The 11,945-nt window shown below is 71.0% G+C and carries 11 protein-coding genes; all 11 read left to right on the forward strand.

The genetic code is table 11. The features are described from left to right. Window positions 1-4 precede the first annotated feature (4 nt). Window positions 5-1,168: an ABC transporter substrate-binding protein gene (locus tag ACQPY0_RS15430; protein ID WP_432989247.1), complete on the forward strand. Its 1,164-nt coding sequence runs from the start codon at window positions 5-7 to the stop codon at window positions 1,166-1,168. Between the two features lie 121 nt (window positions 1,169-1,289). Continuing rightward, on the forward strand, window positions 1,290-2,081 hold the full coding sequence (locus ACQPY0_RS15435; protein WP_432989249.1) for an IclR family transcriptional regulator: 792 nt from the start codon (window positions 1,290-1,292) through the stop codon (window positions 2,079-2,081). Window positions 2,082-2,129: 48 nt separating this feature from the next. Further along, entirely contained in the window at window positions 2,130-3,614 is a 1,485-nt protein-coding gene (locus ACQPY0_RS15440; RefSeq protein ID WP_432989251.1) for an NAD-dependent succinate-semialdehyde dehydrogenase, read from the forward strand. Next, entirely contained in the window at window positions 3,611-4,438 is an 828-nt protein-coding gene (locus ACQPY0_RS15445; RefSeq protein WP_432989253.1) for a nitrilase family protein, read from the forward strand. Before ACQPY0_RS15440 ends, ACQPY0_RS15445 begins: the two co-directional genes overlap by 4 nt. A gap of 170 nt (window positions 4,439-4,608) precedes the next feature. Continuing rightward, window positions 4,609-5,172: an amino acid synthesis family protein gene (locus ACQPY0_RS15450; RefSeq protein ID WP_432989255.1), complete on the forward strand. Its 564-nt coding sequence runs from the start codon at window positions 4,609-4,611 to the stop codon at window positions 5,170-5,172. Next, window positions 5,169-6,524 carry an aminotransferase class III-fold pyridoxal phosphate-dependent enzyme gene (locus tag ACQPY0_RS15455; protein WP_432989257.1) on the forward strand — a complete coding sequence of 452 codons (1,356 nt, stop codon included), beginning with the start codon at window positions 5,169-5,171 and terminating at the stop codon, window positions 6,522-6,524. Before ACQPY0_RS15450 ends, ACQPY0_RS15455 begins: the two co-directional genes overlap by 4 nt. A 22-nt stretch (window positions 6,525-6,546) precedes the next feature. After that, the gene (gene hydA, locus ACQPY0_RS15460) at window positions 6,547-7,968 is read left to right on the forward strand and encodes a dihydropyrimidinase (RefSeq protein WP_432989259.1); all 1,422 of its coding nucleotides are present in this window, start codon (window positions 6,547-6,549) and stop codon (window positions 7,966-7,968) included. Window positions 7,969-7,984: 16 nt separating this feature from the next. Continuing rightward, window positions 7,985-8,992 carry an LLM class flavin-dependent oxidoreductase gene (locus tag ACQPY0_RS15465; protein ID WP_432989261.1) on the forward strand — a complete coding sequence of 336 codons (1,008 nt, stop codon included), beginning with the start codon at window positions 7,985-7,987 and terminating at the stop codon, window positions 8,990-8,992. Between the two features lie 4 nt (window positions 8,993-8,996). After that, window positions 8,997-9,695, forward strand: coding sequence for an NADPH-dependent F420 reductase (gene npdG, locus ACQPY0_RS15470; RefSeq protein ID WP_432989263.1), 699 nt, complete (start codon window positions 8,997-8,999; stop codon window positions 9,693-9,695). Further along, on the forward strand, window positions 9,692-10,522 hold the full coding sequence (locus ACQPY0_RS15475; protein ID WP_432989265.1) for a carbon-nitrogen hydrolase family protein: 831 nt from the start codon (window positions 9,692-9,694) through the stop codon (window positions 10,520-10,522). The genes npdG and ACQPY0_RS15475 overlap by 4 nt, the downstream gene beginning before the upstream one ends. Window positions 10,523-10,626: 104 nt before the next feature. After that, window positions 10,627-11,907, forward strand: a complete 1,281-nt coding sequence (locus tag ACQPY0_RS15480; protein WP_432989267.1) for a pentapeptide repeat-containing protein — start codon at window positions 10,627-10,629, stop codon at window positions 11,905-11,907. Window positions 11,908-11,945: the final 38 nt, after the last annotated feature.

Below are 11,945 nucleotides of genomic sequence, written 5' to 3' on the forward strand. Positions count from 1 at the left end.
CAGCATGTTCATTCGTAGCCGGTTATCTGCCCGGCCGGGCCGCGTCGCGTCCGCGCTGAGCGCCCTCACGGCCACCGCGCTGCTCGCGTCCGGCTGTGGCGGCATGTCCGACACATCGACGCAGGCCGCGTCCGACGCCGGCAAGGACTGCACGTCGAAGACCAAGGTCCGGGTCGTACTCCAGTGGGTCGCCCAGGCCCAGTTCGCCGGCTATTACGCGGCGAAGGACAAGGGGTTCTACGACGCGGAGTGCCTGGACGTCACCATCCAGGAAGGGGGCGTGAACATCGTCCCCCAGCAGGTCCTCTCCTCCGGCAACGCCGAGTTCGCCGTCAGCCACGTCACCAAGACGATGGTGACCCGGGAGCAGGGTGCCGACCTGGTCAACATCGGCCAGGTCTTCCAGCGCGGCGCGTACCTGCAGGTCGCCTGGGCCGACTCCGGCATCAAGACGCTGGCCGACCTCAAGGGCAAGAAGGTCGGCAGCTGGGGCTACGGCAACGAGCTGGTGCTGTACGCGGCGATGCGCGGCGCCGGTGTCGACCCGACCAAGGACACGCAGATCATCCAGCAGCCGTTCGACATGTCCCTGCTGCTCAAGCGTGAGGTCGACGCCGCGCAGGCGAAGACCTACAACGAGTACGCCCAGCTGCTGGAGACCAAGAACCCGAAGACCGGCAAGCTGTACCAGCCGTCCGACTTCACCGCGATCAGCCTGCAGGACGCCGGGTACACCAGCCTCGAGGACGGCATCTACAGTCGTGGCGACTGGCTGAGCAGCCAGGCCAACCAGGACACCGCCGTGAAGTTCCTCAAGGCGTCGTACCGTGGCTGGGCTTCCTGCCGCGACGACCTCAAGGGCTGCGTCGACATCGTGCTGGCGCACGGCAGCGCGCTGGGCACGGGGCACCAGACCTGGATGCTCAACGAGGTCAACAAGCTGGTCTGGCCCTCGCCGAAGGGCGTCGGGACGATGGACCAGGCGGCCTGGGACCAGACGATCGACATCGCCGTCAACGCCGGGGTTCTCAAGAAGAAGCCGGACAGCTCCGCGTTCCGCACGGACCTGTCCGAACGGGCGCAGGCCGAGCTCAAGGCCGCGGGCGTGGACGTCACCGGGAGCTCCTACAAGCCGGAGTCGGTGACCATCACCGAAGGCGGGAAGTAGCCGATCGGGTGTGCCGGGCGGCCTGCGGGCTCGTCCGGCATCCCGGTTACGCGGTGGGCCTGCCAGGATGGCAGCGGAACAGTTGCTGCTGACGATGGCAAGCGGAATACGGAGGAAGTCGATGGCGTCTGGTGAAGCAGGGCTGGTCCGGCGCACCATCTGGCTGCTGCGGGCGGTGGCGGCCCATCCCGAAGGCGTCGGCCTGAGTGAGGTCGCCCGCGAGGCGGGCATCCCGAAGGCGACCTGCTACCGGGTGCTGACCGTGCTCGAGCGCGAGAGCTGGCTGACGCTCGACCCGGTGACGCGGCGGTACCGGGTGTCGCTCGGGCTGCTGTCCATCGTGGGCGGCCTGCTCGACGGGGGCGGTGCGTACGGCCACATGCGGGAAGTCCTGCGGGGCCTGGCGGGGGAGACGAAGGAGACCGCGGGCTTCGACGTCCTGCTGGCACCGAAGGTGATGGTCGTGGCTCAGGTGCCGGGACCCTCGCTCATCGGCCAGACCCTGAAGCCGGTGCCCAGAACCCAGCCGGTGTGGGCGACGTCCACCGGCAAGGTACTGCTGGCGGCGCTCGACCCGGCGCAGGTCCGCGCCGACTTCGCCGAGGAGTTCGCCGCCCACGCCCCGCAGGAGGTCGGCGACCTGGAGTCGTTCATGGGCTCACTGGCCGCGGTCCGCTCCCGGGGATTCGCCTTCGCCTACGACGAACTGGAGATCGGCGCGGCCTCGGTGGCCGCACCCGTGCGGATCCGTGGCACGACACCGTACGCCGTCTGGATCGGCGGCCCCACCTACCGGCTCTCCCGCGATCGCATCGACGACGTGGCGGAGTCGGTCATGAAGGCTGCGCGGCAACTCAGCGAGCTGCTCAGCAACACCGATATCGATCTGCCGAGCGGGCTCGGCGGGCTCTAGCGCCGGTGACTGACCGGACCGGACGACCGGCCGGTGGAGGAGGATGCAATGGCCGCATTTGACGAGGCGATGGCCGCGGCGACGGCGACGGCCGGCCGGGTGCCGAAGGGCCTGTACATCGACGGAGAGTGGCGCCCGGCCCAGGGCGGCAAGGTGCTGACGGTGGAGGACCCGGCGACCGGCTCGGTGATCGCGGAGGTCGCCGACGCCTCCGTCGCCGATGCCCTCGACGCCCTGGCCGCCGCCGATCGGGCTCAGCAGGCATGGGCCGGCACGCCGCCGCGAGAACGCGGGGAGGTGCTGCGCCGGGCGTTCGAGATGATGGTCGCGCGGCGCGACGACCTGGCCGGGCTGATGACCCTGGAGATGGGCAAGGCCTTCGCGGAGTCGCAGGCGGAGGTTAGCTACGCGGCGGAGTTCTTCCGCTGGTTCGCCGAGGAGGCCGTCCGTATCGACGGCGGTTACCTCGCCGCCCCGGGCGGCGGCTCACGGGTGGTCGTCATGCGCCAGCCGGTCGGCCCGTGCCTGCTCATCACGCCGTGGAACTTCCCGATGGCGATGGGCACCCGCAAGATCGGTCCCGCGCTGGCGGCCGGCTGCACGGTTGTGGTCAAGCCGGCCAAGCAGACCCCGCTGTCGATGCTGGCGCTCGTCGGGATCCTCGAGGAGGCCGGCGTTCCGCGCGGCGTGGTCAACCTGTTCACCACGGCGCGGTCGGGGGAGGCCAGTTCGGCGCTGCTCGACGACGCGCGGCTGCGGAAGGTGTCCTTCACCGGTTCGACCGAGGTGGGCCGCACGCTGCTGGGCCAGGCCGCCCACCGGGTGCTGCGGACGTCCATGGAACTGGGCGGCAACGCACCGTTCCTGGTCTTCGACGACGCCGACCTCGACCTGGCGATCGAGGGTGCGGTACAGGCGAAGATGCGCAACGTCGGTGAGGCCTGCACCGCCGCCAACCGGTTCTACGTCCAGCGCAGCGTGGTGGACCGCTTCGTCAGCGGCCTGGCCGAGCGGCTGGGCCGCCTCCGCGTCGGCCACGGGCTCGACCCGGAGACCGAGGTGGGCCCGCTCATCGACGGCAACGCCGTGAAGGCGGTCGGTGAGCTGGTCGCCGACGCGACGGCGGCCGGCGCCAAGGTCGTGACCGGGGGAGCGGCGATCGCCGGCGACGGATACTTCTTCGCGCCGACCGTCCTTTCCGGTGTACCCGGCGAGGCCCGGACGATCCGGGAAGAGATCTTCGGCCCGGTGGCCCCGGTCGTGGCGTTCGACGAGGAGGGCGAGGCGGTCCGCATGGCCAACGCCTCGGAGTACGGCCTCGCGTCCTACGTCTTCACCGAGAACCTGGCCCGTGGCCTGCGGGTCAGCGAACGCCTCGAGAGCGGCATGGTCGGTCTCAACCAGGGCATCATCTCCAACCCGGCCGCGCCGTTCGGCGGAGTGAAGCAGTCGGGTCTGGGCCGCGAGGGCGGGCGGGTCGGCATCGACGAGTACCTGAACATCAAGTACACGGCCGTCCGGGCGGCCTGGTGACCGGCTTCCTGCTGGCCGGCGTCCAGATGCGGCCGACCTTCGGTGACGTCCGGGCGAACCTCGCGGCCTCGTCGTTGTGGATCCGGGAGGCGGCCGCCCGCGGGGCCAAGCTGGTGGTGCTGCCCGAGGCGGCGTCGGCGGGCTATGTCTTCACGGACCGGGCGGAGGCGGCGCAGCATGCGGAGCCGGTGCCGGACGGCCCCACGAGCGCCGGCTGGGCGGCTCTCGCGGCGGAACTGAAGATCTGGATCGTCGGCGGCGTGACCGAGCGGTACGGCGACCGGATCTACAACTCCGCGGTGGTGCTCGGGCCCGGCGGCCACCTGGGCACCTACCGCAAGGCGCATCTGTGGAACGACGAGAAACGCATCTACGACCGCAACACGGCCGGCTTCCCGGTCTTCGACACGCCACTGGGGCGCATCGGGGTGGGCATCTGCTACGACGCCTGGTTCCCGGAGACGTTCCGCAGCGCGGCTCTGCAGGGCGCCGATCTCGTCGTCCTGCCGTCGAACTGGGTGCCGGTGCCGGGGCAGCCCGGCGACGGGCCGGCGATGGCCCACCTGATGTGCATGACCGGCGCGCACAGCAATCAGTACTACGTCGCCGGGATCAGCCGGATCGGCGTCGAGCGCGGGCAGGAGTTCGTCGGCCGCTCCGTGCTCGTGGGCCCCGACGGCTGGCCGCTGGCCGGCCCCGCGAGCCGGGACCGCGAAGAGCTGGTGACGGCCGAGGTCGACCTCATCGGCACCCGCCGGGAGCGCCGGGACAACCCGTTCAACCAGCCCCTCGCCGACCGGCGGACCGACCTGTATTCGAGCTGACCCCGGAGCTGACCTGAGCCCGGCACGGTAGCGGCCGGTCGATGCCGGCTGCCCTTTTTCGGTGCAGGCCAGCTCAGCTTTGTCCAAACCTCAGGCCTCTTGACAGTGGCTCGCCGCATCTACAGTATTTGAACCGACGGTTCGATGAGTGAACCATAGGAGGAGTGATCGTGATCAGGGTCCGGAAGATCGTTCGCCACCTCGAGGAGACCTGGCTGGAGAACGGTCAGGACGTGCAGCCCCGCCACCGCGTCGCGTTCGTCGGGGTCGTCATCGAGAACCCCTACCCCAGCACCTACGTGCAGGATCTGGTCACCCTGGCCGACGAGCTGGGTGAGGAGATCGGCAGCCTCATCGGGCCCGCCTGTGTCGAGCTGCTGGGCGAGGAGGTCGAGGCGTTCGGCAAGGCGGCCCTTGTCGGCATCGACGGGGAGCTCGAACACGGCTCGGCGCTCATTCACAACCTGCGCTTCGGCAACGTCTTCCGCAAGGCGGCCGGGGGCACGGAACTGCTGCCGGCGGCCGAGAAGGTCGGGCTTGCCGGAAGCCCCATCGACATCCCGCTCAAGCACAAGCTGGATGCCAAGACGCGCTCCCACCACCAGACGGTGACGTTGCAGGTCGCCGACGTGCCGCGGCCTCGCGAGATCTTCGTGATCTGCGTGGCGGCCAACGCCGGACGCCCGCTGGCCCGGCTCGCCACCTTCGGCGCAGAGGTCAAGGCCGGCTCATGACGATCACCGAGGCTCAGGCCTGGACCGCGCAGCGCGTCAAGGCCGTCGACAAGGAGTACGTGATCCACTCCTGGTCGGTGCAGGGCGCGCTGGACCCCATCCCGGTGGCCGGCGGGTCGGGATCCTGGTTCTGGGACTACGACGGCCGCAAGTACCTCGACTTCCAGTCCCAGCTCGTCAACCTGAACCTGGGCCACCAGCACCCCCGCCTCGTCGAGGCGATCCGCGCCCAGGCCGAGGAGCTGTGCTACATCGGGCCGGGGTTCGCGGAGCGCTCGCGCGCCGAGCTGGCCGAGATGATCGCGGGGCTGACCCCCGGCGACCTGAAGATGAGCTTCTTCACCACCGGTGGCGCGGCGGCCAACGAGAACGCCGTCCGGCTGGCCCGCCACGTGACCGGCCGGCACAAGATCGTCGCCCGCTACCGCTCGTACCACGGCGCCACCGCCGGCGCGATGTCGCTCACCGGCGACCCGCGCCGGTGGGCGGCGGAGCCGGGCATCAGCGGCGTGGTGCGCATGCTGGACCCCTACACCTACCGCTGCCCGGCCGGGCACCCGGACCCCTGCCCCGTCTGCTCGGGTGGCCCGCACCTCGAGGAGATCCTGCAGTACGAGAATCCCGAGACCGTCGCCGCCGTGATCGTCGAACCGGTCACCGGCACCAACGGCCTGCTCTACCCGCCGGACGGTTACCTGCAGTCCCTGCGCGAGGTCTGCGACCGCCACGGCATCCTGCTGATCTTCGACGAGGTGATGGCGGGCTTCGGCCGCACCGGTGAGTGGTTCGCCTGCAACCACTGGAACGTCGTGCCCGACATCCTCATCACCGCCAAGGGCCTGAACTCCGGCTACGTCCCGCTCGGCGCCATGACGGTCTCCGCGCGGATCTCCGAGTGGCTCAAGGACAACATGTTCTGGGGCGGCCTGACCTACGCCGGTCATCCCCTCGCGTGCGCGTCCGGCGTGGCCTCACTGCGGATCATGGAGGACGAGGGCGTCGTCCAGAACTCGCGGGCCATGGGCGAGCGGCTCGGCGCCGGTCTGGCCGCGCTGGCCGAGCGGCACCCGAGCATCGGCGACATCCGCGGCCGCGGTCTCTTCTACGGCGTCGAGCTGGTGAAGAACCGCGCCACGAAGGAACCGCTCGTGCCGTTCAACGCCAAGGGGGCCGCCGCGGCACCCGTGGGCAAGCTGCTCAAGGCGGCGCTGGAGCGGGGCGTGTATCTCACGGCCAACTTCAACGTCCTGCGCCTCACGCCGCCGCTGGTCATCAACGCCGGGGAGATCGACCTGGCGCTCGGCGTGCTCGACGAGGTGCTGTCCCTCGCCGACGACCACTACCAGGGCTGAGCCCGGCACGAGGGGAACTGACATGGGATCGACACTGATCAGCAACGGTACGGTCGTCAACGCCGACTCGGCGATCCGCGCCGACGTCCTGGTGCGGGACGGGCGGATCGTCGCGCTCGGTATCGGTTCGGACTGGACCGCCGACCACGTCATCGACGCGACCGGGAAGCTGGTCATCCCGGGCGGGATCGACGCGCACACCCACCTGGAGTACCCGATCGACGGGTTCACCACCAGGACGGCCGACGACTTCTACACCGGGACCGTCGCCGCCGCCCACGGCGGTACGACGACGATCCTCGACTTCGTGAAGAAGGAGCCCGACCGGTCGCTGTACGACACGTACCTCCGCCGGCGCGACGCGGCGGCGCAGCGCTGCGTCGTCGACTTCGGTCTGCACGCCATCGTCCCGCCCCGCGACCAGCAACCCGACGTGCTCGACGACCTCCGCCGGCTCGCCGCCGGCGCGGGGGCGGCCAGCTGGAAGTTCTTCATGGCCTACCCGGGCACCCAGATGGTCGACGACGGCGAGCTCCTGGAGGGGTTCGAGCTCGCGGCCGAGTGCGGCGCGCTGCCGATGGTGCACGCCGAGAACGGGCACATGGTGGCCCGCGAGACGCGGCGGCTGATCGACAGCGGGAAGACGGCCGAGCACTTCCACGCCACGGCCCACGGCCACGACTCCGAGGCCGAGGCCGTGCACCGGGCGATCGTCCTCGCCGAATCCGTCGGCGCGCCGCTCTACGTCGTGCACGTCTCCAGCGCCGCCGCGGCCGAGGAGATCAGCCGGGCGCGCGCCGACGGCCGCCGGGTCTGGGCGGAGACCTGCCCGCAGTACCTGCAGGTCGCCTACGAGGACTACGCCGGCCTCGGTGACAAGGCCGCCGCGTACCTGTGCTCCCCGCCGATCCGCGAACGCAGCAACCAGGAAGGCCTGTGGAAGGCGCTCGTCACCGGCGCGATGGCGACGGTGGCGACCGACCACGCGGGCTTCTGCCTGCACCAGCCCGACGACCTTCCGCCGCAGAAGCTGCGCAGCCCCGGCTACTTCCCCAAGGTGCCCAACGGCGTGCCCGGCATCGAGGACCGGCTCATGGTGCTGTGGGAGGGCGGGGTGGCGAGCGGCCGGATCGACCCGTGCCGGTTCGTGGACCTGGTGTCCACGCGGCCGGCCAAGCTCTTCGGCCTCTTTCCCCGCAAGGGGATCGTCGCGGTCGGGGCCGACGCCGACCTGGTGGTGTGGGACCCGAACGCTGACCACGTCATCACCACCGCGGGCACCCACATGCGTACCGACTACAACCTCTACGACGGGATGCGGGTGACCGGCAAGCCGGTCCACGTCCTCTCCCGCGGCGACCACCTGGTCGACGCCTCGGGCTCGTTCGCCGGCGCGGCGGGCCGGGGCCTGTTCGCCGACCGCGGTGCGCCGAACCTCTTCTGAACGGAGCCTCACCACGATGAACATCCCTCTTGGCATCCACGTCGGCGAGCGGCTCAGCCTCGAGCAGACCTACTGGCAGGCCGAGTTCGCCGACCAGAACGGGTTCGAGTCCGTCTGGGTCGCCGAGGGGCGCCTCGCCCGCGACGGCATCGTGCCGGCCGCGATCATCGCGAGCCGGACCCGCAACGTGAAGATCGGCACCGGCGTCGTCAACAATAAGAGCCGCAACGCCGCGCTGATGGCGGTCACGTTCAAGACGCTCGACGAGGTGGCGCCCGGCCGGGCGATCCTGGGCATCGGTGCCTGGTGGGAGCCCCTTGCCACCAAGGTCGGCCAGCCCCTGGTCAAGCCGATCGCGTCGATGCGCGAGTACATCACCGTGCTGCAGTCGTTCTTCCGCAACGAGCTGGTCGACTTCGAGGGCGAGTTCGTGCAGATGCGGGGCGTGCGCTTCGACAGCATGTACCGCGAGAACAAGCCCGTCGACATCCCGATCTACATCGGCGCGGTCGGCCCCAGGATGCTGGAGCTGGCCGGTGAGATCAGCGACGGCGTGCACATGGATTTCCTCCTGCCGCCGTCGTACCTCGCCGGCGCCCGCGCGGCCATCGAGCGCGGCATCGCCAAGCGGACCGACGGCAGGCAGGAGATCGACCTCACCCAGATCGTCTCCTGCAGCATCAACGACGACGACCCGCAGGAGGCCATCGACGCCTGCAAGGCCTTCCTCACGCTGTACCTGTGCCAGCAGCCGCACATCGCCGAGCACTGCGGCGTCGAGCGCGAGCTGGTCGACCGGCTCCAGGAGATCGCCGGCTGGCCCGCCACTGCGGAGGACATCAAGCGGGCGATGCAGCTCGTCCCCAACAGCCTGGTGCAGAACGTGACCGCCTGCGGCTCCACGGACGACGCCTACCAGAAGCTGATGTCGTACCACGAGGCCGGCGTCCGCAGCCCGATCATCTCCACCCTGGGCGACAAGGAGCAGACGCTCACCCGGCTCGCCCAGGCCGCGAAGGCCTGAGTCGATGACCCACACGACGCCCACGCGGATCGCGGTCATCGGCGGGACCGGCCCGCAGGGGCGCGGGCTGGCCTACCGCCTCGCCCGCGCCGGACACTCCATCGTGCTCGGCTCCCGGGACGCCGCGCGGGCCGGCGCCGCCGCCGCGGAGTTGCGCCAGCAGCTCGACGTCGCCGAGATCACCGGCGCTTCGAACCTCGACGCGGCCGCTGGCGCGCCCGTCGTGCTGCTCGCCGTGCCGTACGACGGGCACACCGAGCTGGTCACCGGTCTGGCCGCCGCATTGGACGGCCGGGTCGTCATCAGCTGTGTCAACCCGCTGGGGTTCGACAAGCACGGCCCGTTCGGCCTCGACGTGCCCGCGGGCAGTGCCGCGGAGGAGGCGGCTGCGATCGCCGGCGCCGCCACGGTGGTGGGTGCGTTTCACCACCTCTCTGCTCCGCTCCTGCTCGACCCGGAGGCGGACCTGAGCCACGAGGACGTCCTGGTGTGCGGCGACGACCGCGCGGCCAAGGAACTCGTCATGGGGCTGGCCACCGACGTGACCGGCGGCCGGGCGATCGACGCCGGCCGGCTGCGTCTGGCCCGCCAGCTGGAGCCGCTCACCGCCGTGCTCATCTCGGTGAACAAGCGGTACAAGACCCGGTCAGGGGTGGCCATCACCGGGCTGACCCAGGCCTCCCAGGAGAAGGTCATCGCGTGAAACTCGCAGCGCTGCAACTACAGGCCTCCGGCGACCGCACCGAGACGATCGGGCGAGCCGCCGAGCTCATCGACGACGCCGCCGGCCAGGACGCCCGGATCCTCCTGCTGCCGGAGCTCTTCGCCGTGCCGTTCGTCCAGCCGGAGCCCGACCTCGACTACTTCGAGCTGGCCGAACGCCTCGACGGCCCCTCGAACCGGATGGCCGCCGAACGGTCGCGGCGGCACGACATGACGATCGTCTCGTCGATCTTCGAGGCGGCCGACGTGCCGGGGGTGTACTACAACACGGCCTGCACGTTCGTCGCAGGTGAGCTCAGGTCGGTGTACCGCAAGTCGCATCTGCCGTTCTCGAACGGGTTCCCGGAGAAGTTCTACTTTCAGCCGGGCGGCTCGGAACCCGAGGTCGTCGACACCGGGGAGACCGGCGTCGGCACGATCATCTGCTACGAGCGGCACTTCCCCGAGCTCAGCCGGATCGTGGCCCTGCGCGGCGGATCGGTGCTCTGCGTCCCGGTGGCCTCGGCCAGCGCGCCCATGCGCGAGGTGTTCCAGCTCGAGCTGCGCGCCCACGCGGTGTTCAACGGCATGTTCGTGATCTGCTCCAACCGCGTCGGCAAGGAGGGCGTCAAGGACTACTTCGGGCTCAGCGCCGTCTACGGGCCGGACGGCGACGTGCTCGCCCAGGCCGCCGACGGCGGCGACGGCGTGGCGGTGGCGCAGGTGGACCTGAGCCTGGTCGAACTGTCCCGGCGCCGGCGCCCGTTCCTGCGCGACCGGCGGCCCGAGCTCTACGGCCGGCTGACGAGGATGGGCCCGACCGCGTAACACTCCCGGCCGGCACGGCGCATGCGGTGCTGTCCGCACCGCCCGCGCCGCGCCGGCCGGCTCCGCCTGCGACGGGGAAACCTTCAAGGCGCTAGGCTGTCGCGGTGGATCGGTTCGAGGCGGCCGCCGGTGAGCCCGGCGGGGTGGAGTCCCTGATCGAACGGGCCGAGGCCGACCCGGCGCTGCGGCAGCCGGTGGCCGACGCGATCTGTGCCGCCCGGCCCGACGCGCTGCGGCTGCTCACCGACCGCCTCCGGGCGGGCTGGGGCGGCATCGGCGTCGACCTGTCGGGCGCGACCCTGGTCGATGCCGACTTCTCCGGCTGCCGGCTCGCGGGTGCGGCGTTCGCCGACACCCGCTTCCAGGGAACGACGCGCTTCGACGGCGCCACGTTCGCCGAGGGGGTCACCTTCCAGCGGTCCGTCTTCGCCGGTGACGCCTCCTTCGCCGGTGCTCGGTTCGCCGCCGGCGCCGCGTTCGGCCGGACCGGGTTCCGTGGCCGCGCGGACTTCACCGGCGTGGAGTTCGGCGGCGAGGCGTGGTTCGGCCGCGGTACCGAAACGTGGTGGGACGACGACGAGGCGTGGGACACGCTCGAGGAGATCGTGCCGGTGCCGTGGGACGAGCCGAACGAGGCCGACCCGGACTGGCCGGTCGCGGTGCTCGTCGAGGACTACCAGGACTGGGAGGAAGGCGGCGACGGCGCGCGGTTCGCCGGTGACGTGACGTTCCGCGACGCGCGCTTCGCCGGGCCGGCCTGGTTCTACAACGCCCGCTTCGCCGCGGCGGCCACCTTCGCCGGAGCCCGCTTCGCCGGCCGGTTCCACCTCGAGCACCCCACGGCCGACCTGACCGGTGCGCACTGGACCGGCAACACCGAGGACGGCGAGTCCGGGTGGCCGCTGGGCTGGACGGTCCCGGAGGAGGGCGGCGACGTGGTGCGGGATCATTCGGTACCACCGCTCGACGGCCCGGCGAACCTGGCCCTGCTGTCCCGGCTCGGCGACGACCGCCCCGATCTGCGCCAGCGGATCGTCACGGCGCTGTGCGCCCTGCTGCGCGTCCCCGCCCTGACCGACGTGCGCGACGACGAGCCACGCCGGCAGACGCAACGCGTCCTCGCCGAGAGTCTGCGCCACTGGCCCGGCATGAACGTGTCCCTGTGCGCGGCCACGCTTGTCGACCTGGACCTGAGCGGCTGCGAGGCCGACCACGCCGACTTCTGCGGCGCCCAGTTCCACGGCACGACCCGCTTCGCCGGCAGCCGCCTCAAGCACACGTCGTTCTCGCTCGACGGCTCGTTCGGCCACGCGACGTTCCACGGCGACGCGGTGTTCGGCACGCCCCCGCCCGAGCACGCCGTCTTCCGCGGCGCGGTCACCTGAGTGCCAGGCCCTGCTCGGCACCCGTGACAAGCCGCGGA

It is taken from the genome of Dactylosporangium sp. CA-233914 (assembly GCF_050942935.1).
GTDB lineage: Bacteria > Actinomycetota > Actinomycetes > Mycobacteriales > Micromonosporaceae > Dactylosporangium.